The sequence below is a fragment of the Erwinia sp. S43 genome (genome assembly GCF_016624745.1).
GTDB classification, from domain to species: domain Bacteria; phylum Pseudomonadota; class Gammaproteobacteria; order Enterobacterales; family Enterobacteriaceae; genus Erwinia; species Erwinia coffeiphila.
This window is the reverse complement of record NZ_JACVTX010000020.1, coordinates 1-25877: the sequence shown is the minus strand read 5'-3', so window position 1 is coordinate 25877 and position 25877 is coordinate 1. Positions and strand designations below refer to the sequence as shown.

General features: G+C 54.8%; 23 protein-coding genes and 3 tRNA genes. 16 read left to right on the top strand and 10 right to left on the bottom strand.

What is annotated here, in order from left to right; genetic code table 11:
* Positions 1-95: 95 nt before the first annotated feature.
* The 7 genes from IBT47_RS19555 (at position 96) to IBT47_RS19525 (ending at position 10142) form a co-directional block, all read left to right on the top strand.
* Positions 96-1163: a porin gene (locus tag IBT47_RS19555; RefSeq protein WP_200562318.1), complete on the top strand. Its 1068-nt coding sequence runs from the start codon at positions 96-98 to the stop codon at positions 1161-1163.
* Positions 1164-1226: 63 nt separating this feature from the next.
* On the top strand, positions 1227-2657 hold the full coding sequence (locus IBT47_RS19550; protein WP_200562316.1) for a glycoside hydrolase family 1 protein: 1431 nt from the start codon (positions 1227-1229) through the stop codon (positions 2655-2657).
* A gap of 12 nt (positions 2658-2669) precedes the next feature.
* The gene (locus IBT47_RS19545) at positions 2670-4043 is read left to right on the top strand and encodes a PTS transporter subunit EIIC (RefSeq protein ID WP_200562314.1); all 1374 of its coding nucleotides are present in this window, start codon (positions 2670-2672) and stop codon (positions 4041-4043) included.
* A gap of 78 nt (positions 4044-4121) precedes the next feature.
* Positions 4122-4817 (top strand): 4-carboxy-4-hydroxy-2-oxoadipate aldolase/oxaloacetate decarboxylase, encoded by a 696-nt coding sequence (locus IBT47_RS19540; protein WP_200562312.1) that lies wholly within the window; start codon positions 4122-4124, stop codon positions 4815-4817.
* A 130-nt stretch (positions 4818-4947) separates the two neighbouring features.
* Positions 4948-5841: a Fe(3+)-hydroxamate ABC transporter substrate-binding protein FhuD gene (gene fhuD, locus IBT47_RS19535; protein ID WP_200562310.1), complete on the top strand. Its 894-nt coding sequence runs from the start codon at positions 4948-4950 to the stop codon at positions 5839-5841.
* Positions 5838-7778, top strand: a complete 1941-nt coding sequence (gene fhuB, locus IBT47_RS19530) for a Fe(3+)-hydroxamate ABC transporter permease FhuB (RefSeq protein WP_200562308.1) — start codon at positions 5838-5840, stop codon at positions 7776-7778. The genes fhuD and fhuB overlap by 4 nt, the downstream gene beginning before the upstream one ends.
* Positions 7779-7925: 147 nt before the next feature.
* Positions 7926-10142: a TonB-dependent siderophore receptor gene (locus IBT47_RS19525; RefSeq protein WP_200562306.1), complete on the top strand. Its 2217-nt coding sequence runs from the start codon at positions 7926-7928 to the stop codon at positions 10140-10142.
* 99 nt (positions 10143-10241) lie between these two features.
* Here IBT47_RS19525 and IBT47_RS19520 read toward each other — a convergent pair whose 3' ends face one another.
* Entirely contained in the window at positions 10242-11090 is an 849-nt protein-coding gene (locus IBT47_RS19520) for a hypothetical protein (RefSeq protein WP_200562304.1), read from the bottom strand.
* A gap of 172 nt (positions 11091-11262) precedes the next feature.
* Between IBT47_RS19520 and IBT47_RS19515 the strand changes: the two genes are divergently transcribed.
* The gene (locus tag IBT47_RS19515) at positions 11263-12279 is read left to right on the top strand and encodes a linear amide C-N hydrolase (RefSeq protein ID WP_234472003.1); all 1017 of its coding nucleotides are present in this window, start codon (positions 11263-11265) and stop codon (positions 12277-12279) included.
* Between the two features lie 453 nt (positions 12280-12732).
* Here IBT47_RS19515 and IBT47_RS19510 read toward each other — a convergent pair whose 3' ends face one another.
* The 4 genes from IBT47_RS19510 to IBT47_RS19495 all read right to left on the bottom strand — a co-directional run bounded on the left by IBT47_RS19510 (position 12733) and on the right by IBT47_RS19495 (position 14528).
* On the bottom strand, positions 12733-13320 hold the full coding sequence (locus tag IBT47_RS19510) for a hypothetical protein (RefSeq protein ID WP_200562300.1): 588 nt from the start codon (positions 13318-13320) through the stop codon (positions 12733-12735).
* 27 nt (positions 13321-13347) lie between these two features.
* On the bottom strand, positions 13348-13857 hold the full coding sequence (locus tag IBT47_RS19505; RefSeq protein WP_200562298.1) for a hypothetical protein: 510 nt from the start codon (positions 13855-13857) through the stop codon (positions 13348-13350).
* Between the two features lie 74 nt (positions 13858-13931).
* Positions 13932-14384 carry a HipA domain-containing protein gene (locus IBT47_RS19500; protein WP_370569920.1) on the bottom strand — a complete coding sequence of 151 codons (453 nt, stop codon included), beginning with the start codon at positions 14382-14384 and terminating at the stop codon, positions 13932-13934.
* A 68-nt stretch (positions 14385-14452) separates the two neighbouring features.
* Positions 14453-14528, bottom strand: a tRNA-Ile gene (locus IBT47_RS19495).
* A gap of 659 nt (positions 14529-15187) precedes the next feature.
* On the opposite strand from IBT47_RS19495, the gene IBT47_RS19490 reads away from it, so the two are divergent.
* The 4 genes from IBT47_RS19490 to IBT47_RS19475 all read left to right on the top strand — a co-directional run bounded on the left by IBT47_RS19490 (position 15188) and on the right by IBT47_RS19475 (position 20253).
* Positions 15188-16579: an MFS transporter gene (locus IBT47_RS19490; protein WP_200562296.1), complete on the top strand. Its 1392-nt coding sequence runs from the start codon at positions 15188-15190 to the stop codon at positions 16577-16579.
* 24 nt (positions 16580-16603) lie between these two features.
* A complete protein-coding gene (locus tag IBT47_RS19485; protein WP_234471996.1) occupies positions 16604-17668 on the top strand; it encodes a LacI family DNA-binding transcriptional regulator in 1065 nt (354 codons plus the stop codon).
* A complete protein-coding gene (locus tag IBT47_RS19480) occupies positions 17665-18660 on the top strand; it encodes a nucleoside hydrolase (protein ID WP_200562294.1) in 996 nt (331 codons plus the stop codon). The genes IBT47_RS19485 and IBT47_RS19480 overlap by 4 nt, the downstream gene beginning before the upstream one ends.
* Positions 18661-19017: 357 nt before the next feature.
* Positions 19018-20253, top strand: coding sequence for an MFS transporter (locus tag IBT47_RS19475; protein ID WP_200562292.1), 1236 nt, complete (start codon positions 19018-19020; stop codon positions 20251-20253).
* A gap of 31 nt (positions 20254-20284) precedes the next feature.
* Here the strand turns inward: IBT47_RS19475 and IBT47_RS19470 are convergent, their stop codons facing one another.
* Both IBT47_RS19470 and IBT47_RS19465 read right to left on the bottom strand, forming a co-directional pair.
* The gene (locus tag IBT47_RS19470; protein WP_200562291.1) at positions 20285-20752 is read right to left on the bottom strand and encodes a YbaK/EbsC family protein; all 468 of its coding nucleotides are present in this window, start codon (positions 20750-20752) and stop codon (positions 20285-20287) included.
* A gap of 12 nt (positions 20753-20764) precedes the next feature.
* Positions 20765-21883: a diguanylate cyclase gene (locus tag IBT47_RS19465; protein WP_200562289.1), complete on the bottom strand. Its 1119-nt coding sequence runs from the start codon at positions 21881-21883 to the stop codon at positions 20765-20767.
* 247 nt (positions 21884-22130) lie between these two features.
* Between IBT47_RS19465 and IBT47_RS19460 the strand changes: the two genes are divergently transcribed.
* Entirely contained in the window at positions 22131-22415 is a 285-nt protein-coding gene (locus tag IBT47_RS19460; protein WP_105595803.1) for a DUF1435 domain-containing protein, read from the top strand.
* A 141-nt stretch (positions 22416-22556) separates the two neighbouring features.
* Here the strand turns inward: IBT47_RS19460 and IBT47_RS19455 are convergent.
* The 3 genes from IBT47_RS19455 to rsmC form a co-directional block, all read right to left on the bottom strand.
* Positions 22557-22643 (bottom strand) — tRNA-Leu (locus IBT47_RS19455).
* Between the two features lie 33 nt (positions 22644-22676).
* Positions 22677-22763 (bottom strand) — tRNA-Leu (locus IBT47_RS19450).
* Positions 22764-22939: 176 nt separating this feature from the next.
* Complete coding sequence (gene rsmC, locus IBT47_RS19445; protein WP_200562287.1) at positions 22940-23974, bottom strand: 16S rRNA (guanine(1207)-N(2))-methyltransferase RsmC; 1035 nt, start codon at positions 23972-23974, stop codon at positions 22940-22942.
* A 104-nt stretch (positions 23975-24078) separates the two neighbouring features.
* On the opposite strand from rsmC, the gene IBT47_RS19440 reads away from it, so the two are divergent.
* The 3 genes from IBT47_RS19440 to yjjG are packed head-to-tail and all read left to right on the top strand — an operon-like array spanning position 24079 to position 25598.
* Positions 24079-24501, top strand: a complete 423-nt coding sequence (locus tag IBT47_RS19440; RefSeq protein ID WP_105595805.1) for a DNA polymerase III subunit psi — start codon at positions 24079-24081, stop codon at positions 24499-24501.
* On the top strand, positions 24464-24904 hold the full coding sequence (rimI, locus tag IBT47_RS19435; protein ID WP_105595806.1) for a ribosomal protein S18-alanine N-acetyltransferase: 441 nt from the start codon (positions 24464-24466) through the stop codon (positions 24902-24904). The genes IBT47_RS19440 and rimI overlap by 38 nt, the downstream gene beginning before the upstream one ends.
* Positions 24905-24917: 13 nt before the next feature.
* On the top strand, positions 24918-25598 hold the full coding sequence (gene yjjG / locus IBT47_RS19430) for a pyrimidine 5'-nucleotidase (RefSeq protein WP_200562285.1): 681 nt from the start codon (positions 24918-24920) through the stop codon (positions 25596-25598).
* Positions 25599-25877 lie beyond the last annotated feature (279 nt).

Below are 25877 nucleotides of genomic sequence, written 5' to 3'. Positions count from 1 at the left end.
GTGTTTGTTATATTCGGTCATGTTGAATGGTTCAGGCTAATTCAATCCTCATTATTATAAATTTATAAATATATCTCCTGTGGAACCCTACAATAATGAATAAATTCTATGTCATCATACCGTTTATCCTTTTATCACATGAAAGTCATTCCGCCGTTGTCTACAGTAAAGAGAGTAATAAATTAGATATTTACGGGAAGATATCTCCCCGCCACTATTTTAGCGATCTGTCCTCACTGGACGGTGATAAAACCTATTTCCGTATTGGTCTTCGTGGGGAAACATCACTGTCTGAACGCCTTATCGGTTTTGCCCGCTGGGAAATGGAACTGAAAGGAAATAACCCTGAATCGACCAACCAGGGGGATAAAACACGCTATGGCTATGCGGGTTTGAAAGACACCACGTTTGGCTCAATTGATTACGGGCGTAACCTGGGGGTTCTGTATGATATCGGTTCATGGACAGATATGCTGCCGGAGTTTGGTTCTGACACCTGGTCGCAGAATGATGTTTATATGGCCAAGCGCACGACCGGTGTTTTAACGTGGCGAACAACTGACTTTTTTAATCTTGTCAGTGGCTTGAACCTGGCGATTCAGTATCAGGGAAAGAATGAACAGGGCAGGAACGATCTGAGAAAGCAGAACGGTAACGGTGTTGGGGCGGCCGTCACCTACAAAGTTTCCGATCTCTCTGCCGGTTTGACCTATGCTGCCTCAGACCGCACTCTCGGGCAGAAAAATACGACTGAAGCGCTGAATGCGACCGGGGAGCATGCAGAAGCATGGGCCAGCGGCATTAAATATGACAACGGCCATCTCTATGCGGCGGCGGTCTATGCCAACAGCAAAAATATGACCACTTTTGGCCCCTACATCGCCAACGAAGCGGAGAATTTTGAAAGCGTTGTGCAATACCAGTTTGAAAACGGTATTCGTCCGTCGATTGCTTATCTGAGATCTCGCGGTCACGACATTAAAGGTTATGGAAATCCAGACCTGGTTGAGTACATCAGTATTGGTGCTTTTTATTATCTGACCAAAAACGTTTCTGCTATTGTTGATTACAAAATCAATCTTATTAATGCGAATGACTTCACCCAAAAAGCAGGAATAAATACCGATGATGTTCTTGCTCTGGGCCTGACGTATGCATTTTAAATGTGATCTCTGTTCCACATATTCCAATTTTTAACCGAGTCATAAACTGGACGTAAATATTTTATGAGTATTGACAACATTAAGTCAGGGTATACGGGGTCGTTTCCTCCGGAGTTTCTTTGGGGAGGCGCAGTTGCGGCAAACCAGTGTGAAGGTGCCTGGTCAGCTGATGGAAAGGGGCTGGATTTAGCCAGCTGTTTTCCAAATGGTATTCATCATCATTATGTCGGCCATCCTGAAGCGGGGCGCTATTATGCCCTTGAAGACGGTATAGATTTTTACCATCGCTATAAAGAAGATATTCAGTTATTCCGTGAGCTGGGGCTCAAGATTTTCAGAACCTCAATTAACTGGACGCGCATCTTCCCGCAGGGCGATGAAAGCCTGCCCAATGAGGCCGGGCTGAAATTTTATGATGACCTGTTCGATGAACTGCTCAGGAATGGCATTCAGCCTCTGATTACTCTTTCGCATTATGAAACCCCAATGGGGCTGGTTGAAAAATACGGCAGCTGGAGAAACAGACAGCTGATCGATTTTTACGAAAACTACTGCGCGGTGGTGTTTAACCGCTATAAAGACAAAGTAAAATACTGGATTACGTTTAACGAAATTAACAACATGAGAAGGAACCCCGACTATGTTGCCGGGATCCTTTTAACGGAAGAAGAGCAAAAGAATAAAATGGAGATTGTCTATCAGGCCAATCACCATATGTTTGTGGCAAACGCCAAAGCGGTCAGACTTTGCCGTGAAATTATTCCTGATGCGAAAATCGGCTGCATGCTTGCATCCAGTAACGTTTACCCGAACAACTGTGATCCTGTCGCCGTATTTGAAACGCAGGATTTGCGTCGCCGCTCGTTGTACTTCTCTGACGTTATGCTGCGCGGGTATTATCCAACCTATGTTTACCGTCTGTGGCACGAGAATAGCTGCTCTATTGCCATGCATGACGAAGATTTAGCGCTGATAAAAAATAACACCAATGATTTCCTGGCGTTCAGTTACTACAAGACCACGACACACGAAGCCGGCCAGGCCTTTTTCGGCGACACCGGCGGTGATATTGGCACCCCGAACCCCTATCTGGCGTCCACTGACTGGGGCTGGCAAATCGATCCGATGGGCTTCCGTTACACCCTGAATGAGCTCTGGGATCGCTATCAGGTTCCGCTATTCCCGGTGGAAAACGGCCTGGGTGCCGTAGATGTGCTTGAAGACGGGAAAATTCACGATCCCTATCGTGTGGATTACCTGCGCTCACATCTGACCGCACTGAAGCAGGCGATTCAGGATGGCGTTAACGTGATGGGATATACGTGGTGGGGGCCGATCGATATTGTCAGCGCGGGCACCGGCGAGATGAAAAAAAGGTATGGCTTTATCTATGTTGATAAAGATAACTCAGGGAATGGCACGCTGAAGAGAATCAAAAAAGACTCTTTCGAATGGTATCAACGCATAATTAAAACTAACGGTACAGAGCTTTAAGGATAGTCACCGATGAACCCTACAAAAACAGCTTCAGACATTATTCATTCATCTGGCGGATCGGGGAATATTATCTCCGTAACGCACTGTATGACACGGCTAAGATTTGTTATTGATAATAATGAACTGGTTAATCAGGATGAAATAAAAAAGATCCCCGGCGTTTTAGGCGTTGTGAATGCGACCGGGCAGTTGCAAATTATTTTAGGTAAGGATCTTATTCCGGTCTACGTGGAGGTTGAAAAGATGTTCAACGGCCACGCTGATACTCAACCGGCGGAAACCGTTCCGTTGGCACCCAGGCAGAAAAAGAAAGTCACGGCGTTGGGTATACTGAATACGGTTATCGGCTTCGTTGCCAGTTCCGTAACACCTGCCGTTCCGGGATTTATTGCCGGCGGGATGACGCTGGTTGTGCTGTTAATCATTACGCTCATTTCTCCTGAATTTAAAAATTCGTCAACCTATTCGCTGTTGTATTTTGTATCACACAGTGCGTTTTATTTTATGCCGGTGTTCATTGCGTACGGTGCCGCCATGAAGCTGGGGAGCACACCTATCTATTCGATGATCGCCTCGTCGGCGTTGATCCACCCCGGCTTTATCAAAATAGCCGCTGCGGGTGGGGACGTATCCTTTATGGGCCTGCCAGTGCTGTTGGATACCTATGCCAGCTCATTTTTACCTGCATTGCTTATCGCACTGGTTGCCGCAAGACTTGAATATTATCTGAATAAAGTGATACCGGGCATATTCAAGGCGGTGTTTGTTGGTACCTTTACGATTATCATCGCAGGTGGGTTAGGATTCTTAATTCTTGGTCCGCTCGGTGCCTACATTGGGAAATATATTATTAATTTTCTGATGTTCCTGCAAAATACCTTTGGCGCATTATCTGTCGCGCTGTTAGCCGGTATGATGCCATTTATTATCATGGCAGGCATCCACCATTTATTTAGTCCGATTATTATCCAGAGCCTGGCCTCCACCGGAAGTGATAGTTTGTTTAAACCAGCGTTAATTGTTCATAATATGGCGGAAGGTGGTGCCTGCTTCGGTGTGGCACTGAGAACGAAGAATAAAAAATTACGTGCAGAGGCCTTAAGCTCTGGCATCGGATGTATTCTTGCTGGCGTCACTGAGCCTGCGATATATGGTATTAACCTGAGATTAAAACGCCCTATGTATGGTGTGATGGCGGGGGGGGCTGCCGGAGGATTAGTGGCGGGACTTTTAGGTGCGAAAGCCTTTGTGATGGGGTTTTCTAATCTGCTTTCAATTCCTATTTTCCAACAGACACTCTTTGCTATTGTCGCCGGTATTTGTACTGCAATCGTTGTTTCATCACTGGTGACCTACATTCTCGGTTTTGAAGATATTCAATAACTCTTCCTGCTGATGACGCTTGCCTTTCCTTTCCCCGTAATGGCAACGGGGAAAGGAATAAAAATTATGGAGATACCCATGCTCAATATTATTCATACGCGACCTGTTGTTGCCCAGGACGTGCTGGCGAAATTTAAAGATGAAGACGTGGCAACGATTCATGAAGCCCTGGGACGTCGGGGAGCAATGAACGGTAAAATTCGGCCACTCAAAGAGGGGATGAAGTTTTATGGTCGGGCTCTGACGGTGAAAAGCCATCCGGCAGATAACCTCATGTTGATTAAAGCCATTAATATGGCCAGCGAAAATGATGTGATTGTGCTGGATATGGGGGATCTGGTTCATTCAGGTCCATTCGGCGAAGTGCTGGCCGTAGAGTGCGCGGTAAAGAAAATCGCAGGTCTGGTCTTCTCCTGCACGGTTCGTGACAGTGCCGCGATTAAAAAACTCAACTTACCGGTGTTTTCCTCCGGAGTTTGCGTTGAGGGAACGGCAAAAGCCACTCTGGGCTATATCAATCAACCCGTCACGGTGGGCGGTGTCATTGTTCATCCGGGCGATATTATTATCGGTGATGATGACGGTGTGGTTTGCGTCCCGTTCAGTGAGGCGGAAGCGGTGCTGTCTGCATCAGTTGAACGGCGTGAAAAGGAGAGCGTCATTATGCAGCGGCTGCGCAACGGAGAGTCGCTGTTTGATATCTATCATTACCAGCAGACTCTGGATTTATTACAGTGCCGCGAGGAGTCGGTGACGACGATTGATAAATCGTGAGCAGGCGTGGCGATGATGAAAAAAAGGAATGGATCGCGTGCCTGAAGCAGTTGATGCCTGAGCATATTTTGGTAGTGAACCCTCGCTAAGGCATAATATGGCGTTCTGACTACATTGATTGTTGAACGCCATGACTCTAAACCCTGAACAGCATACCCGCCGTCGCCTGCTGATGCTGCTGGCGTGTTCGCCGTTTTTTGCCACGCCGGGACTCCTGGCTGCGCCTGCCGATCCCCACCGGGTTATTGCCCTGGAATGGCGGCCGGTGGAGCTGCTGCTGGCGCTGGGGATTATGCCGCTGGCGGTTGCCGATCTGCCTAACTATCGCCGCTGGGTGGTGGAGCCTGAACTCGCCCCGGATGTCATTGACGTCGGGCTGCGCAACGAGCCTAATCTTGAGCTGCTGCAGCGCCTCAAGCCGTCGCTGATGCTGCTATCACGCGGCTTTGGCCCCAACGCCAAACGCATCAGTACGCTTTCACCGCAGTGGACCAGCCAGTTCAGTACCGCAGAGCGCGGGCCGCTGGCCAGCACCGTTGCCGATATTCGTACGCTGGGCAGCCTGCTGGGCAGAGACGCCGAGGCCGAACGCTATCTGGCCGCCATGGATCGGCGGCTGAATACCAGCGCAGAGCGGCTACAGGGCTATCGGCAGGAAAAGCTGCTGATGTTCAGCTTCCTCGACAGCCGCCGGGTGATGGTATTCGGCAAGGGCAGCCTGTTCGGCGATATTCTGAGCCGTCTGGGGCTGAACAGCGCCTGGCAGGGGGAAACCAACCAGTGGGGCAGCACTATCGTCGGGATTGAACGCCTGGCGAAGATGGAGGGTGTGCGGGCGCTCTGCTTCCTGCACGGCGATGACGATCCGATGCGCGAGATCGCCCATGCCCGGCTGTGGCGCAGCATTCCGTTTGTGCGTGAAGAGAAACTGCATCTGCTGCCGGCGGTGTGGTTCTTCGGCGCTAACTATTCCGCGCTGCGTTTCTGTCAGCTGCTGGAACAGACGCTGGAGGCCAGGGTATGAGCCGCGGGTTATGGCTGGTTTTACCGGTAATTGCGCTGGCGCTGATGGCAGGAAATTTTATGCATCAGCTGGATTTTCAGCTGTGGTGGCAGGCGATTACTGCACCCGATGAAAGCGACGTCAGCCAGATGCTGTTTCACTTCAGCCTGCTGCCCCGCACGGCACTGGCACTGTTGGTCGGCGGCGGGCTGGGGGTAGCGGGTATCCTGTTTCAGCAAATCCTGCGTAACCCGCTGGCCGAACCGTCAACGCTTGGCGTGGCCGCCGGTGCCCAGCTCGGTCTGACGCTGGCGATCCTGTTTGCGCCCGCATGGGGAGAGACGGGCCAGCAGCTGGCGGCGCTGGCCGGGGGCTTGACCGCCGGGGCGGTGGTGCTGGCTATTGCCTGGGGGCGGCAGCTCTCGCCGGTCACGCTGATCCTTGCCGGTCTGGTGTTCGGTCTTTACAGCGGGGCGATAAAAAGTCTGCTGGCGCTTTTTAACCACGAACGGCTGCAAAACCTGTTTATCTGGAGCAGCGGCATGCTGAACCAGTATGACTGGAGCGCGGTGCAGTTTCTCTGGCCTCGTATGCTGGCGGCCATGGTGTTGATTGTACTGATGATCCGCCCGCTGACGCTGCTGGGGCTGGACGACAGCGTGGTGCGCAACCTGGGCATGCGGCTGGCGCTGGTGCGCATCAGCGGGCTGCTGCTGGCCGTGGCGCTGAGCGCGCTGACCGTTGCCAGCGTGGGGGTGATTGGCTTTATCGGCTTGTTCGCGCCGGTGCTGACCCGGCTGCTGGGCGTGCGGCGACTCGGCCCCCGGCTGTTATGCTCCGCAGCGCTGGGGGCGGGCCTGCTGTTGATTAGCGATCAGGCGGTGATGCTGCTGGCTCGCTACTGGCGCGAACTGCCCACGGGCGCGGTGACCGCGCTGATCGGTGCGCCGCTGATGCTGTGGATGCTGCCGCGCCTGCGTCATACCAAGGTGGCGAACGCCGCAGCCCCGGCCACCGAACGTGCTCGCGGTGCCTCGCGTTATCTCCCGCTGCTGGTGGCGGGCGGACTGCTGCTGCTGATCGCCGCCGCGCTGCTCAGCGGTGACGGTGGGCAGTGGCTCATTTCCGACCTCTCATTGCTCCAGTGGCGCTGGCCGCGCGTACTGGCTGCCGCGGCAGCGGGGGCGATGCTGGCGGCGTCCGGCATGTTGATACAGCGGATGACCGGCAATCCGATGGCCAGCCCGGAAGTGCTGGGTGTCAGCTCCGGCGCGGCCTGCGCCATTGTGCTGCTGATGTTCCTCGTCTCCGGTGATGTGGATAGCTGGTTACTTCCTGCCGGAACGGCGGGGGCGATGCTGACGCTGGGAGTCATGGTGATGCTGTCCCGCCGGGAAGGGTTTTCCGCCACCCGGCTGCTGTTGGTGGGGATTGCGCTGAGTACCGTTTACGGCACGCTGCTGACCCTGTTCCTCGCCAGCGGCGATCCGCGTAGCGGCGTGGTATTGAGCTGGCTGGCGGGGTCGACCTACCGGGTAACCGGTGAGCAGGCGCTGGGCGTATCGCTGCTGGCCGTGCTGCTGCTGGCGCTTATCCCGCTGCTGCGCCGCTGGCTGACGGTGCTGCCGCTGGGCGGCGTCACGGCATCCAGCGTGGGCGTGCCGATGCTCAAGTCACGATTGTTGATCCTGCTGCTGTCGGCCGGACTGATCGCCGCCGCCACGCTGATGATTGGCCCGCTGAGTTTTGTTGGTTTAATGGCACCGCATCTGGCGCGCCTGCTGGGCTGGCACCGGCCGCTACCGCAGCTGGCCGCGGCGGCTACCATCGGCAGCGGTATGATGCTGCTGGCGGATCTGCTGGGCAGGGTGGTGATTTTTCCCTATCAAATCCCCGCCGGTTTGCTGGCAACCTTTATCGGTGCCCCCTGCTTTATCTGGTTGTTGCGCCAGCGATAATTCCTTCCTGCTGCAATCCCTCTCCTTAACCGGGGAGGGCAATCCTGTTTCGCAGCGCGAATTTTTAGCTTGATCTGGAAAGAATGAGTCGGATAATCGGAAGCTCAATAATAAGTATTATCATTCCATATACAGACAGGATAAGAGATGTCCGCTTCATATTCCCCCTCTGGCCGATTCCGCCTGAAACTGCTGGCGCTGGCCGTCGGCGCTGCAACGTTGCCAGCCATGGCAGCAACCGAAACCAGTCAAACCGCAACCTCCCCAGCCAGCAACGAGCAGACTCTGACGGTCACCGCGACTGCTGATTCTCAGTTCACTCCGGGCGGCGATAAGCTGGTTCCTGCCTATCTTGACGGGCAGGTGGCGAACGGTGGGCGTATGGGCATGCTGGGCGAGCAGGACGCGCGTAATGTGCCGTTTAACATCGTCAGCTACACCTCCAAGCTGATTCAGGATCAGCAGGCCAAAACTATCAAAGATGTGGTGGCTAACGATGCCTCGATCCAGAACGTGCAGGGCTACGGCAACTTTGCTGAAACCTACCGTATTCGCGGCTTTGACCTTAACGGCGATGATATGACCTTCGGCGGCCTGTCCGGCGTGATGCCGCGCCAGGTGGTATCGACCCAGATGGTGGAACGTGTGGAGGTATTCAAAGGCGCCAATGCGCTGATGAACGGCAGTGCCGCCAGCGGTGTGGGCGGGATGATTAACCTTGAACCTAAACACGCGGATGATGTGCCGTTGACCCGCGTAGGCGTTGACTACACCGGCAAAAACCAGCTGGGTGCCAGCATTGATGCCGGTCGCCGCTTTGGCGACAACAATCAGTGGGGCGCGCGCGTTAACCTGCTGGATCGCGAAGGCGAAACCGCGGTGGATAATGAGAAGCGCCGTACCACGCTGGCCTCCATCGGCCTGGACTATCGCGGCGATCGGCTGCGCACCTCCCTCGATATGGGCTATCAGAAACAGGCCTTCCACGGCGGTCGGCTTGGCGTGAACGTCAGCGGCGTGGATTTCATTCCTGAAGTGCCGAAAGCCACCAGTAACTACAGCCAGGACTGGGTATACAGCAATCTGGAAAGCGAATTCGGCATGGCGCGTGCGGAGTATGACGTTGCCCAGAACTGGACGCTGTACGGCGCACTCGGCGGGCAGCATTCCCACGAATACGGTGCCTACGGTACGCCAAAAATCAGCGATGCTAACGGCAATGCGGTGATTGGCCGTATGGATACCAATAAATTTGTCGATGCTTTCAGCGGCCAGTTTGGCCTTCGCGGCCAGTTCGCCACCGGGGTGGTGAACCACAGCGTTAACCTCGGCTATTCAGCAATGAACCGTCGTGAGAAAACTTCCTACGGCATGGCAAAAGCGGCCGAAGCCGTTGCGACCAATATTTATGAGCCTTCCGCCATTAAACCGCCGGAGATGACCTCCTTCGGTGGCGATCTCAACTCTCCGCGCCCAACCAGCCGCGTGCGCAGCCAGGGATTCCTGCTGTCGGACACGCTGGGAATGTTTGACGACAAACTGCTGCTGACTTTGGGTGCCCGCCATCAGAAGGTGGTGGTGCGCAACTACAGCTACGGCACGGCGGCGGAGAAGGACAAAGAGCGCTTCACCAAAAATCGCTGGACGCCTGCCTACGGCATCGTGTTCAAACTGTGGGAGCAGGTTTCCCTCTATGCGAACCACATCGAGTCGCTGTCTCCGGGCGAAACGGCACCATCAACCGCTACGGCGAACCCGGGTACCGTTTCCGGCATCTCGCTGGCGAAGCAGAACGAAGTGGGCGTGAAGTTTGATTCAGGCCGGGTCGGCGGCTCGCTGGCGCTGTTTGAAATCAAAAAGCCAAAAGGGCTGACCAACCCTGAAACTAAGTATTTCTCGCTGGAGGGTGAACAACGCAACCGTGGTGTGGAGCTGAACGTCTTCGGCGAGCCGGTATTCGGTCTGCGTCTGAACGGCAGCGCGACCTGGCTGGACCCAACGATGACGAAAACTCAGAATGGTACCAACGACGGTAAAAAAGCGGTGGGCGTGGCTGAATTTTACACCGTGCTGGGCGCGGAGTATGACATCAAGCCGATCGACGGCCTGACCGCCACCGCGCGCCTGACCCACTCCGGTTCGCAGTATGCCAACGCGGCGAACACCAAGAAGCTGGATGCGTACACCACGCTGGATCTCGGTGCACGTTACCGTATGAAGGTGCAGGACAACGATCTGGTCTGGCGCGTGGGCGTGGATAACGTCACCAATAAGCGCTACTGGTCCGGCGTGGAAAGCGGTGGCACCTATATTTACCAGGGCACGCCGCGACAGCTGAAAGTGTCGATGTCATACGACTTCTGATGACGTAAGTATTTAAAATACTGCACGACTGCGGAAATGCCCGGCCTTAACAGGCTGGGCATTTTTTTTAACTTAATGAAGAAGAGGGAGAGATCAGCGTTAGAAACGCCACGTTACCCCAATAGCCGGGCCGCGCAGCAGGGTGTCATAGACGTGGCCGTTATGGTCGTAATCCACTTTCAGCGCCTTATAGCCCACCGATGCCGAGATATTATCCGTAAAGGTGTAGTTGATGCTGGCGAGCACCGACCAGGTGACGTCGGAGCCCATACCAAACCCGCCCACATCGGCCTCTGTCTGGAAGGAAAATTCGTTCGTCAGCGGCAGGAACACGCGTGCACCGACCAGCGGATCGACCCAGCTGAAACTCTCGCCGTACGAGGCGGTTCGGCTGCCAATCAACGAATGGCTGGCCGACACGGTGACATCGTTAGACACGTGCCATACGCGCATGCCGCCGAGCAGATCGAGAGTAAAATCAGGCGTTTCCATTACCCGATAGCCGCCCAGCAGAGTGGCCATAAACTGTCGGCTATCCACTTTTGCGTCAACGTTAGACCCGGGCGGGATAGTCACGCCGAATCCCGGGATCTGGAATGCGGAGAGTGGGCCGCTGGCGTGGCTGTCGGTGGTATCGACATACATCAGATTTCCGGAGAAGACGAAACGATCGTAGCGCGCCCAGATATCAAGAAATCCCCCAAAGTTCAGATCGTCCATAACTTCTGAAAAAGGTTTATCCACGTCCACCGTCGAACCGCGCTGAAACGGCGAGATACTGCCGCTCATGCTTGCCGCCCACATAAACGGCGTGACCTGAAAGGCCCAGTCCGGTTTTTCTGATGTGTTGATGAGCGGTTGGTCGGGAGTCGTGGGGGCTGAGGGGGCCGCACCGGCGGCCTGAAATCCGTAGAGAGGCAGTATGGCTAAGACGGCAAGTCGTTTCAAAGCATCTTCCCTTTTATAAAATTTATTAACGGTATTGGGTAAAATAATGCCAGTTACTGTTACATTAACATACCGTTTTTGGGAACTTCATACAGAAAAAACACAGGGAAACAGAACGATGATTTTGAAAAAGAACTCATTTTTTGCGAAGTGTAGTGCCGCGCTTCTGACGATGGGCATGCTGATGCCGACGGTGGAAGCATGCACGCGGCTTGTCTATCTGGGCGCAAACGACCAGGTGATAACCGCGCGTTCGATGGACTGGAAGGTCGATGTCGGCACCAACCTGTGGATTTTCCCGCGCGGCATGCAGCGCACCGGTGAAGCCGGGCCAAATTCCGTTAAGTGGACCTCGAAATACGGCAGCGTGATCGCCTCCGGCTACGATATCTCTACCACCGACGGTATGAACGAAGCCGGGCTGGTGGCGAATGTGCTGTGGCTGGTGGAGTCTTCTTACCCGAAATACGACAGCAAAAAACCGGGCCTGACGATCGCCGCTTGGGCGCAGTACGCGCTGGATAATTTCGCCACCGTTCAGGAAGCGGTTGATGTACTTAGCAAAGAGCCGTTCAGCATTGTCACCGACAAAGTGCCGGGGGAAGATCGTCTGGCCACGCTGCATCTCTCGCTGTCTGACGCCACCGGTGACAGTGCGATTATCGAATATATTGATGGTAAACAGGTTATTCATCACAGCCGCAGCTATCAGGTGATGACCAACTCACCGATTTTTGAGAAACAGCTGGCAATGGAAGAGTACTGGAAGCAGATCGGCGGCACGGTGATGCTGCCGGGCACCAACAGCGCGCCGGACCGCTTTGCCCGCGCCAGTTTCTACGTCAACGCGATCCCTAAATCTGAAAACGCGGTTGAAGCCATCGCCAGTACCTTTAGCGTGATCCGCAACGTGTCCGTGCCTTACGGTATCTCAACGCCCGGCCAGCCGAATATCTCCTCCACGCGCTGGCGGACCGTCTCCGATCAGAAGCGCGGGCTTTACTTCTTCGAGTCTGCGCTGACGCCGAACGTGTTCTGGACCGACCTGAAAAAGATCGATTTCTCGGAAAAAACCGGCAAGGTGATGAAGCTCGACCTGGGGCCAAACCAGACCAACATTTATTCGGGCATGGCTAACGACCATTATAAAGAGGCGAAGCCGTTTACCTTCCTCGGTTTGAAAATGTAGTTCAGTTAACAGCTGGCTTTATTGTTGCTGACGTAAGCATTCATAGTGATGCGGGGGAGATGTTTTCTGGAATAGTGTGCCAGCGCTGGCTGGCTGATGCCCCGGTTGGGCCGGTCCTCGCGCCGCTTCGCGGTACTTTCACTCCGTTCGTCAGCCTGTCGGACCGGTTCAGACGGGCCATCTGTGGCCCGACTGAACCTTTCATCCGCGTCCATGCGGATGAATCCTGGCTTCCTCTCTGCGTTCAGCGCTGTGGATGGCCCGCTCGGGGCATCAGCCAGCCTGCTTTGTGACTTCGGTATTGCCTGTTGCTCTTTATTCAGGCCAGGCGATTATGAGTCCCAACTTAATCCATTTAAAAACAATAAATTACTTTTATTTCAACGGCCTGAGTCGTTGAATGCTGTTTAATAACGTTGCATAGTTCTGTGCTCTGCTGCCGTTTTGCTGCCATTACCGATTCGGCAGCGGCTCGTCGGCAAGCCAGCTGAGCCACTGATCTTTTGACAGTACCAGGGCATAGGGACGGACTGATGTTCTGATATACGCCAGAATTTCAGCATCGGTCATTGTTGATGCCGTGGAAGGGTAGCCAATGCCGTCGTCGAACAGATAGAAGTAAAGCCAGTTGAGATGATGGCAGGTTTTACTCACCCATTTCGGGTTGGCTTCTACCCAGTAATCAACGAAAAAACGCAGGCGGTCTTCTGCATCCTGCACGGTTTCACAGCGAATCAGATGCTCAAGCTGAATTCTCAACCACACCAGCGTGCTGAGCTTCGTCCCCGGATAGACCAGACCCGCTTCAATCATATACCGACCGAGGTAGTCGCGGATTTCATCCTTATTCGGCGTGGCATCCAGGCCTAACGAAGCGAGGATCAGCAGCGGTTCGGAATGATTGCCGGCAATCACGGCTTCCTCGGCCCACTCCACGATAGTTCTCGCATAATTTTCATCGGCGAGATGAGGGGCGGTTTTCCTTAATTCCATCAGGCACAGCAGGTCGTTTAACCTGTCGATGGCGTGAATCGGTGGCATATCAGGCTCGCAGTTCAATAACGTTGGTCAGGGGGCGGTCATCGCGAAGAGAATGACGCTACCCAGCGCATTGGTTTTTTTGGAAACGAATATGACTTTATTGAACTGATAGTTTCCTTCGGGATAGCATATTTTGATATTCCGCCCCAGATCGGGATCGTCAACATTGGCCCCCGCACAGGATTTATGGCCGCGTGGTGAATAGCTGTAGCTGGCGGCGTAGGCGGAGGTTTTACCGGGAAGATAGTAGGCCAGCGTCATTAAGGGAATAACGGCAACCGCCATTAAAACAACAAACGTTCCCATGAAAAACTTAAGGTAATCAATACGCTTACCGGTTTTGATTACCCCGCGATGGAACGCATATAAAGAGAGACAGATTGATAACCCCAGGATGACCAGGATGAAATTTTTACTGGTGGCATCATTGAGAAAGGTTTCGGCATAAATCCCGCTGTGCCAGATGATAAAGCCGAATATCACCAGCATAACTGCGATGCTGATCGTGAACAGGTAAAGATAGGAATAGTTTTTCATTGTCCCCATTACGGCTTTTTCAGATCCCTCGATATCCGAATCATAGCATCACGCCGCTGAGCTGCATTCGCCTTTTATCCCAGGCGGGCGATACGCGAGCTGGCCTCGTTAAGATGGCGGCGTAATACGTCAAGACATGGAGTGAAATTGGCGGAAAAGCGGTTGCAGTTGCTGGCCGCAGCATAAAAGTTCTCAGCCAGTGCCAGCGCTTCTTGCCAGGTGTCTCGACTAATGATTTCCGGTAATGACACAGCCCGAAGTTCGTTCACGATCGCGCCGCCAGCTCTGGGTGCAAACCCCATAGGCAGGATGTCGTAGGCCGGGGCGAGATGATATGGGCGGCCACGGTCGCTGATGAACGACAGGTTACCGTGGTGCATGTCGGTATTGCCAATCAACATGCCGAATGCCCAAAGCCGTGCGGTGCTGGCTGCCGATTCAGAGTCGACATGTCCTTGCGTAACAAGGTTATTAACCAGAACAGGCCAGGAAAAAATGCAATTTCTCTGCCGCCATTTTGCCGCCACTCAAATCTCAGGCAACAAAAAAGCCACTCAATTGAGTGGCTTAATTATATGATTCTAAATCTAGAATTTGGTGGCCCCTGCTGGGTTTGAACCAGCGACCAAGCGATTATGAGTCGCCTGCTCTAACCACTGAGCTAAGGGGCCTGAGGCGCAGGATTATAATGGAACTGCGCGCAGCGATCCAGCGTTTACCATTTGTATGTCTATTTTCCAGGCAAACTACGACAGCCCGGAACTGGTTGAATTACAGACAGTTTGAGCACGACGATAGAACGATCTCCCATAGCTAACCTGCGTAAGGTGCTTCCATAAATCTTCCTGACGTTCATTTTTCTGCAATATTTTCCTGTTAAAAATCGGGCTGCGCGATTCGGCCGGGTGGAACGCGTTGTGCATCTGCCGGGCTTTGGTGCGATAGAAAAAGTTGAATTTTTAACCTGTTTTATCCCCTTGATTTTGCTTGTAATTCCATTGGTTATTCGTGATGAATGTCAAGATTAATTAATGAGTTAGTCCTGCTGCCTTGATTTATCTACACGCGTAGATAGAATGCGTGTTGTGTGAAAATTCACGGCGTGGGAAATCCGGCGGCCACGTGAAGGTCAATTTTGTTTCGCGTTACTTATATGACTGGTCGCTTTTGAACCGGCGAGCGCGGAACGAAAAACATGTTCCAACACCAGGGAACCCGTTACCGATCTTTGCTACAGGGCTTTATGTTTCTCTCCCCCGACCGTGTTTTTTCCTCATGCAGGAAGCTCACGGCAGGGGCCTTAAATGGATTTTCAAATCAGGATTTGTCTATGTCTCAACCTAATAGCGTTGCCAAACCCGACACGGTGCCACCTACCGCAGCGGCCGATGAACGTTTAACCACCGAAGAAGGGCGTAAGGATTTTTGGCGTGCGACCCTGTCTTGCTGGCTGGGTACAGCCATGGAGTACGCTGACTTTGCGCTGTACGGGTTGGCCGCCGGTATTATTTTCGGCGATGTCTTTTTCCCCGAAGCCAGTCCTGCGATGGCGCTGCTCTCCAGCTTCGCCACCTGGTCGGTTGGCTTTATTGCCCGCCCCATCGGCGCACTGTTCTTCGGCTGGCTGGGCGATCGCCGTGGCCGAAAAATCGTCATGGTCTCCACCATTATTCTGATGGGCGTTTCAACGACGCTAATCGGCCTGATCCCTTCTTATGCATCCATCGGACTGTGGGCACCCGCCTGTCTGGTGATCCTGCGCTTTACTCAGGGGTTCGGAGCCGGGGCGGAGCTTTCCGGCGGTACGGTGATGCTCGGTGAATATGCCCCGGCGCAGCGGCGTGGGCTGGTATCCTCAATTATTGCGCTCGGTTCCAACAGCGGCACGCTGGTCGCGTCGCTGGTGTGGCTGGCGGTGGTGCAGATGGATCAGCAGTCGCTACAGGAGTGGGGCTGGCGTATTCCTTTCCTGTGTAGTTCGCTGATTGCACTGGTGGCGCTGTGGATACGCCGCCATTTACGCGAAACGCCGGTGTTCGAACGTCAGAAACAGGCGCTACAGCAGCAGCGCTCGCAGGTGAAAAGCACATCGGCAGCCACCGACCGTCGTGGATTCTGGCAGCGCAGCCGTGCTTTTCTGGTGATGGTCGGCCTGCGAATTGGTGAAAACGGTCCCTCGTATCTGGCTCAGGGGTTTATCATCGGCTATGTGGTGAAGGTGCTGGCCGTAGATAAATCCGTGGCGACGACCGCCGTGTTTATTGCCTCGCTGCTTGGCTTCCTGATTATTCCACTGGCGGGCTGGCTGTCGGACCGCTTTGGCCGCCGGATTACCTATCGCTGCTTCTGCCTGCTACTGATCCTCTATGCCTTCCCGGCCTTTATGCTGCTGGATTCCCGCGAGCCTGCCGTGGTGATTGCCACTATCGTCACCGGAATGGGGCTGGCATCGCTGGGGATTTTTGGCGTACAGGCGGCGTGGGGAGTAGAGTTGTTCGGCGTGACGCATCGCTACACGAAAATGGCCACGGCGAAAGAGCTGGGATCGATTCTCTCCGGCGGTACGGCACCGCTGGTGGCTGCGGCGCTGCTCTCCTGGACCGGGCACTGGTGGCCGATTGCTACCTACTTCGCGGCGATGGCGGCGATTGGGCTGATGACAACGTTTGTTGCACCGGAAACGCGCGGGCGCGATCTTAACGATCCCGACGACGCAATTTAACGACAAAATAAGGATAGCGGCTGAATGGCAGTAAATAATCTGACGAAGTCGGCGGCCGCAATGCAAAACCCTCATCGAGCCACGCGTGCCGATGTTGCCAGAGAAGCCGGAACCTCAGTAGCGGTGGTCAGCTATGTGATCAATAACGGCCCGCGTCCGGTGGCGGCGACCACGCGCGAACGCGTTTTGGCGGCGATCAAGAAAACCGGCTATCGCCCCAATAATGTGGCGCGGGCGTTGGCCTCCGGCACCACCAAAACCTGGGGCCTGATCGTACCGAATATTGATAACGCCTTTATCGCTTCGCTGGCCCATGCGCTTCAGCAGGAGGCGCTGGCCAACGATATGGTGATGCTGTTAGGCGATTCGGGTGACAGCCGCAGGCGCGAGCTGCAGCTGATTAATAATATGCTCAGCCAGCAAGTCAGCGGGCTGTTTTATATCAGCGTGGATCGCCACCCTTATACCGATTTACTGCGGACCAGCGGCACGCCATTTGTGATGCTGGACAGTGTCGATCCGGCACTGCAGGTCAGCGTACTGCGGGTGGATGAGCGGGAGGCTTCCCGTCAGGTGACTGCTCACCTGTTAAGTCATGGCTACGGCGAGGCGGGGATTATCTGCGGTCCGCTGGAGATGCTGAATACGCAGGAGCGCCTGCTCGGCTGGCGGGAGGCGCTGGCAGAGCACGGCGTGCAGGAAAATCCGCAGTGGATTTTTAGCACGCCCTACACCCGCGAAGGTGGCTATCTGGCGGCGAAAAAAATGTTACAGGGGGCGACGGTACCGCGTGCGCTGTTTGCTACCAACGAAGCGCAGGCAATTGGCTGTATCCGCGCGCTGAGCGAGCAGGGGCTGAAGGTACCGGAGGATGTGGCGCTGGTCTGTTTCAACGGCACGCAGCAGTCGGCCTATCACGTGCCTTCGCTGACCACCGTTCGGCAGCCGGTGGCCGAGATAGCCAAAGCGGCGATCGTCATGCTGGCAGAATGGAACGGTAAAGCCATGCTGCGCGAGTTTTCCCACCGGCTGGAGATTGGTGAATCCTGTGGCTGTCAGGCAGCCCCTTATTCCGATAGCGAGTTATGAAGAGATTAATTATTGACTGCGATCCCGGCAACGGGATTGCCGGAGCCAATGTAGACGACGGGCTGGCGATAGCACTGGCGCTGGCGGCTCCGTCGCTTTCACTGGAGCTGATCACAACGGTGGCGGGAAATACCCCCAGCGAGGTGGGATACAGCGTGGCGAAAGATTTGATGCAGCGTACCGGCAGGCCGGTGCCGGTGGTGAAAGGGGCCGACATGGCGCTGTATGAACCTGCCGGGCCGTGGCGCGAAGTGCTGGATCGTCGGGTGCACAGTAATCAACTGGGACATCTGTGGCAGGGGGTACGTCAGCCCGCCAGCTTTGAACCCACGCAGCAGGAAGCGGCGGATGCGATCGGCCAGCTGATTTGCGACAACCCGGGTGAAATTACCCTGGTGGCGATCGGTCCGTTGACCAACGTTGCGCTTGCACTCCAGCGCTATCCACAGATGGCGCAGGCGGTACAGGAGATTGCCATTATGGGCGGGGTGTTCGCGCTGGATGATTTTATTAAGGACACCAACTTCGGTATCGATCCAGAGGCGGCGCATCAGGTGCTGACCAGCGGCGCGAATATCACTCTGGTGCCGATGGACGTCACCAGCAAAACGATGATGACCCACGGCGATCTGGATCGTATTGCCCAGCTACCCGGGCCACTGGCCGAATTTGTCAGTGAAACACTGCGACCGTGGATTGATTACTCCATGCAGACCCGTCGCCTGCCTGGCTGCTGGATACACGATGCGCTGGTGGTCGCGTGGCTGATTAATCAGGATGTTGCCCGTGCGGCGGATTACTACGTCGATGTTGAACTCCGGCCGGGCATGACGCGCGGTAAATCCTGGCGCTACCGCCCGCCGCTGCGGCTGGATGTCGGGATTGACCAGCCCGAGGGGGGACTGATCCACGTGTTGCAGTCCGTGGATAACGATCTGCTGTTAGCGATGCTGGAGAAGTATCTGGCGATGACCCAACCTGTAATTCCCTGAATCGATGAAAGCGTGAGGCTGATGCAGCATGGTCTTTCGATTGCACAAGATCGAGGCCGATGCATCAGTATCCTCTGACTTTTATCGTGCAGGCCGGTACGCGCTATTTCCCTCCTTTGCCGGGAGCCTGGTGAATATGCACCGGTTTCCTCACTCGTTCAAAAGCGGCCTGGCACTACCTGATCTCGGCGCGGTTTTGGCCCTTACTCGATGATTACCTGCCTAATAATTACTCTTGCAACAAACTGAAACTTCCGCTTACACCCTGATGATAAGCCTGACAAAAGGGTTCCCTTGGGCTTGTTGTTCACATGCTATAAACAAATAAATAACAAATATCCCCTACAGGACATCCCCATGCTTAACTGGACTTCTACCCAGCGCAATGTGGCGTTCGCCAGCTTTGCCAGCTGGACGCTGGATGCGTTCGACTTCTTTATTCTGGTCTTTGTGCTGAGCGATATTGCCGCCAATTTCCACACCGAAATTTCCGATGTCTCGCTGGCAATCATGCTGACGCTGGCGGTCCGGCCGATTGGCGCGCTGCTGTTTGGCCGTCTGGCGGAAAAGTACGGGCGACGCCCGATCCTGATGACCAACATCATCATCTTCTCGCTGTTTGAGCTGCTTTCCGCCTGGTCACCGACGCTGGAGTGGTTCCTGATCTTCCGTGTGATCTACGGCATTGCGATGGGTGGCGTGTGGGGCGTGGCCTCTTCGCTGGCGATGGAAACCATTCCCGATCGCTCGCGCGGACTGATGTCCGGCGTGTTTCAGGCGGGCTATCCCTGCGGCTATCTGCTGGCGTCAATTATCTTCGGCCTGTGCTACAGCATGGTGGGATGGCGCGGGATGTTCCTGATTGGCGTGTTGCCGATCCTGCTGCTGCCGTTTATCTATTTCAAAGTACCGGAGTCGCCGGTATGGCTGGCCGCCCGTGAACGTAAGGAGAGCGCGGCGCTGATGCCGGTGCTGCGCAGCCACTGGAAGCTGTGTATCTATCTGGTGCTGCTGATGGCCTGCTTTAATTTCTTCAGCCACGGGACCCAGGATCTCTATCCTACCTTCCTGAAAGTGCAGCACGGCTTCGATCCGCACATCGTCAGCATCATCGCCATCTGCTATAACATTGCGGCAATGCTGGGCGGCATATTCTTCGGTTCGCTGTCGGAGAAAATCGGCCGCAAGAAGGCGATGATGATTGCGGCTTTCCTTGCGCTACCGGTGCTGCCGCTGTGGGCGTTTTCCAGCGGTTCGTGGATGATTGGCTGCGGGGCATTTCTGATGCAGTTTATGGTGCAGGGCGCGTGGGGCGTGGTGCCGACTTACTTGACCGAACTGGTTCCGGCCAATGCACGTGCGGTACTGCCGGGGTTTGTCTATCAGCTGGGGAATCTGATTGCGTCGGTGAATGCCACGCTGCAGTCAAAAATTGCCGAAGCGCACGGCAATAACTACGGGTTGGCGATGGCGATCGTTGCGGGAACGGTGGCCGTGCTGATCTGCCTGATTGTTGCCTTTGGGCGTGAAACCCAGGGCGTTAAAATTTCAGGTAGTGGGGTCCGGGGGCAGGGCGCAGCGGAAAATCGGTGAAGGGACGACAGCCCGGGCCGTCGTCGGTAAGTCATTCAGGCGGCTGGCAGACGTCGACCCATTCGGCGTCGGTCAGGGTGGCCATATACTCCGGTGCAATGCGCACCGCGCTGTGTATAGCGCCCGCCGCGGGCAGCACTTCCTGATAGTCACGTAGCGACACATCGCAGTAAACGGTGAGCGGGTTTTCCAGACCGAACGGGCAAACGCCGCCAACCGGATGGCCGGTCCAGCTCACCACTTCTTCGCCATTGAGCATGCGGGCTTTCGCCCCCAGGGCCTGCTTCAGCTTGCGGTTATCCAGCCGCGCATCGCCACGTGTGACGACCAGCACCACGCGATCTTTCACTTTCAGCGACAGCGTTTTGGCAATCTGCCCCGGTTCAACCTTGTGGGCACGCGCGGCCAGATCGACGGTGGCGGTGCTCTCTTCCAGTTCGATAATGGCGATTTCGGGCGCGCGCTCGGCAAAAAACTGCCGTACGGATTCCAGACTCATGTTAATTCTCCTTTATTTTCCGCCGGTAAAGACATTCTGGGGATCGGCGGCCTGTGGCTGGGTACTGTTCATCAGGTCCTGCCAGGACAGCAGCATATTGCGCCCCTGGTTCTTGGCCAGATACAGCGCGCGGTCAGCATTGGTCAGTGCGGTGTTAAAATCGTCGCCCTCCAGCGGGGCGATACCGGCGCTGAGGGTGACGTGGGTCGATACCTTGTCGTTAAAGCGGTGGGATATCTCCAGATTAACCACGTACTGACGAATGCGCTCCGCCAGCTGCATGGCGATAGTTTCATTGACATTAGTCAGCAGCACCAGAAACTCTTCGCCGCCAAAGCGGGTAACGACATCCCGCGAGCGCACCGCGTCACGAATGGCAGTAGAAACGCGTATTAACGCCTGATCGCCCATAGTGTGGCCGTAGTTGTCGTTGTAGGCCTTGAAATTGTCGATATCCAGCAGCAGGACAAAGTGGCTGCCCGAGTGTTTTTCAAGAATGCTTTGCAGGCGGTTATGCAGGCCCCGGCGGTTATATAAGCCGGTGAGCGGGTCCAGCATACTGAGATCGCTGTAGGACTCTTTTTCGGCATAAAGCTGGCTGAGCAGACGACGGGTGAAATTATCCAGCCGCCGCAGCATCAGATGATGAAGGGTGAAGCCGACCAGCGGCAGCGTAACGGTGAACAGCATTAACAGCGTATTGCGGCCGGCATCCAGGATCAGTACGGTTGCCGCGGTCGGTAGGGCGTGCAGGCAAAATGCCAGCAGATGATCCCCCAGTGCAATGGCGCTAATAAAGAAGACGCTGACCAGGGCAACCAACAGGTAATTATCGGCGATATAGAACTGATAATGATAGCGGGAGAATATATGCCACGCCCAAAGTAGGCCGGTAAATAAAGCCACACTATTCAGACGCTGTATTTGCGCCGCCGGATTTATTAGCAATCTTGCTAGCAATGCCACGCTGAATATCGCAATAAGTAACGTGGGGGCGCAGGCCGTGAGTGGCGTATGGCTGGTGGCGCGAAGCGACAAAAATAAAGCGGTAACAATATTTAAAAAAAGAAATAGCATCAACGACAGGCGACGCTTGCTGTTAAGCAATTCATCATAGATTTTAGTTTGCATTTTATATACTCGTGACTGCCCTGGAATATCAAAGCATGGCTCGCTGCAGACGACAGATGCTTATCAACTGGAATAGTTTAGAGCTGTTATTATTTGATTTTTCTGAATTGTGATCCGAGTCAATCTAACATTTATCAATCAGGCTGTCATCCGCCAGAATAAAGTTTCAACAATGTTGCTGCAAAGTGATAAAAAGTGTCATATGATATTGGTAATCATTATCATTTGAAATTGTGTGGACACAGCTATGGTAGCCGCAATGATCACTGCGTGTGGACTATGGGGGGTAAGCTGGATGATGGGTAAAAGACTCGATAGCGGTTGGGGCGTTCTGCTGCCCTGCACGGTTATGCCGCTGATGGCGATGATGGAACTGTCGTTCACCGAATGGCGGATGCTGATGGTCGTGGCGTTTCTGGCAACCGTAGTGATGCTGTTTCACAAGCGTCTGCGCCACTATATGCTGCTGCCGTCGTGTATTGCGCTGGTGGGCGGGCTTGCGGCGATTACCGTTAATTTCAGTACGCAATAAGCGGATAATCAGCACCATCAGGGACGATGGATATATCACTGCAAAGATTAAGTATTGCTGAGAATAAATGAATAAAACCGGGAGTGAACAAGATGCTTCTGGGAATAACTGCTGGGATTTTTCAGAGAGAGGCAATCAACATGGTGCGAAGAGAGGGACTTGAACCCTCACGTCCGTAAGAACACTAACACCTGAAGCTAGCGCGTCTACCAATTCCGCCACCTTCGCGCAGATGCTGCGTAATATGAATAACATGGTTTTTGGTGCGAAGAGAGGGACTTGAACCCTCACGTCCGTTAAGACACTAACACCTGAAGCTAGCGCGTCTACCAATTCCGCCACCTTCGCATACCCGCAAGACAACAACGTTGTATCGCAACCACGGAGGCGCATTCTAGAGATTTTACCAGGTACGTCAACAGTTATTTTTTATTGCTGGATCAATCGCATGAAAAAACAGCGAATGAGAGGTTTTTGGCGGTTTTAAGGTGCTTTCAGGGGACCCTACGGCCCCCTGGTGGCTATTAACGTGATGCTTTCGGCGCGCGGCCTTTAACGGCGCGATATACCTTGAAGCGGCCGTTCTGCAACAGCACTTCATGGCTGCCGAAGGTTTCATCCAGCACCTGCGGATACGGCAGGAAGGCGTTAGCCACAATGCGCAGCTCGCCGCCGGTGTTCAGATGAGTGACCGCACCGCGGATCAGCGTCTGTGCCGCATCCAGGCTGGTCTGCATGCCGTCGTGGAACGGTGGATTGGAAATAATCAGATCGAAGCGCCCGCTAATGCCGGAATAAACGTTACCGGCAACCACGGTGCCTTCCAGGCCGTTGGCGGCCAGCGTGGCTTCACTGGCAGCCACGGCGCTGGCGCTGGCATCGGTCAGCGTCAGTCGAACTTTAGGAGAGTGGCTGGCCAGCATGGCGGACAGCACGCCTGCGCCGCAGCCTACATCCAGCACTTTGCCTTTGGTGTGTGGCGTCAGCGTGGAGAGTAGCAGCTGGCTACCGACATCCAGTCCATCGCGGCTGAATACGCCCGGCAGGGTTTTGATGGTCAGATCGCCCAGTGCATAATCTTCCCAGTAACCGTCGGCATCAAACGTTGGCTGCTGCTCCAGGCGGCCGTGGTATAAACCACAGCGGCGAGCGCTGTCGATTTTTTCCAGTTTGGTCCAGTTTTCCAGCATCGGTTCCGCGCTGCGCACGCCGCTGCGGTTTTCACCAATCACAAAGATGTCGCTGCCAACCGGCAGCAGGGCCAGCAGGTTTTGCAGCTGGAACTGGGCTTCCGGCTTGTTTTTCGGCCAGTAGTACACCAGGGTGTCGCAGCCCTCGGCGATCTCTGCCGTAGCCACCAGACCGAAAAGAACGTTTTCACCCATCGCACGGTTCAGGATCTGCCAGTGATGATATTGCTGGGTATGCGCCCGGCTCTGTGCGGTTTCCAGCTGTGCGGGCAGGTCATCCTGCAGATCGCCAGCAAACAGCACGCGGCGTTGTGAAAATTCATCACTGTGGCGCAGTATCACTTCACTGGCCGGGGTAAATGCGGACATCGGTCACTCCTTAAAAATCAGAGCGGCGATTATAGTTGTTTGTTGGCGCAGTTTCGAAGGCTTTGTTACCCTATGCCGGTTACACGGGCAGCCAGACAGGAAAAATGATGTCTTCCAGACGCGACTGGTTATTACAGCAAATGGGTATTACGCAGTATACGCTGCGGCGTCCGCGTGCCCTGCAGGGAGAGATTGCGGTGACCTTACCCGCAGAAACCCGGCTGGTAATTATTGCCGAGGTGCTACCCGCTATGCAGGACCCGCTGGTCGCGGATGTGCTGCGTGCGCTGGAACTGCGCGAACCGCAGGTGCAGATGCTTACGCCTGAACAGCTGGCGATGCTGCCGGATGACACCCGCTGCCATAGCTGGTGCTTAGGATTAGATGCTCCGGGCACGCTTGCCGGAACCCACCTTGTTTCGCCGGTGCTGGCGGAGCTTTATCACAATGCCGGTGCCAAACGGGCGCTATGGCAGCAGATTTGCCAACATGAATCAGATTTCTTTACTCACCACGCACGATCTTGATGCCGCGTTTGCTATTGAGCAGCGCAGTCACGCTTTTCCCTGGTCGGAAAAAACCTTTGCCAGCAATCAGGGCGAACGCTATCTGAACTTCCGTCTGGAAGTGGATGGCGTACTGGCCGCGTTCGCTATCACGCAGGTGGTGCTGGACGAAGCCACGCTGTTTAATCTGGCCGTCGATCCGGCATTCCAGCGCCGTGGCCTTGGCCGTGAGCTGTTGCAGCACCTGATCGCCGAGCTGGAGCAGCGCGGTATTCTGACCCTCTGGCTGGAGGTTCGCGCCTCTAACCGGCCGGCTATCGCGCTGTACGAGCAGCTGGATTTCAATGAGGTGTCGATCCGACGCAACTACTACCCGACCGCAGACGGCAAAGAAGATGCCGTGATTATGGCCTTAACGATTTAACCGGGAATGACCGATGCTTACCCAATGGGACTGGATTTTATTTGACGCTGACGACACGCTGTTTCACTTCGATGCTTTTGCCGGATTACAGCGGCTTTTTGAGCGATACGACGTGCAGTTCAGCCATGCTGATTTCGATGATTATCAGGCGATTAACAAGCCGTTGTGGGTGGATTATCAGAATGGCGTCATTAGCGCCCTGCAGTTGCAGCATCAGCGTTTCCAGGGCTGGGCGGATCGTTTGCAGGTGACGCCGCACGATCTGAATAGCGGTTTTCTGACCGCCATGGCTGAGATTTGCCTGCCGCTGGAGGGGGCAACGGATCTGCTTAATGCGCTGAAGGGCCGGGTGAAAATGGGCATCATCACCAACGGTTTTACCGCGCTTCAGCAGGCGCGGCTGGAGCGCACCGGCTTCCTCGGCTATTTCGATCTGCTGGTGATTTCCGAGCAAGTGGGCCACGCTAAGCCGCACCCGGCGATTTTTGATTATGCGCTGTCGCAGATGGGTAATCCGCCGCGCGATCGGGTGATGATGGTGGGGGATAATCCGGATTCGGATATTCTCGGCGGGATCAATGCCGGGATGGCGACCTGCTGGCTGAATGCTGACGGGCGCGCTCAGCCGGAGGGGATTCATCCGATGTGGCAGGTGGCGTCGTTGCGTGAGTTGCAGGATAAGTTATTGAGTTAAGGTTGGATTAAGACGCTTCAATTTCACCGCCTGGCGAATCGCGGGTAGATTAACGCGCTGCATGTTCTGCGCCTGGCGTATCGGGGCTGGCCGGAACGCAGACCCGCTGTCACATCCCTGTCCGCTCGGCCTCGCACCTCCCTGTGCTCGGACGGTCCGCTTATCCGGATACCCCCGATTGCCTGCATGCTTTGGTGTTGCTGCTGGAGGAACTGATTTCTTCTGGCCGCAACGCAATGATTTGAAAGGGGAACCGTTACGGGACAGGTTAGCCGGGTG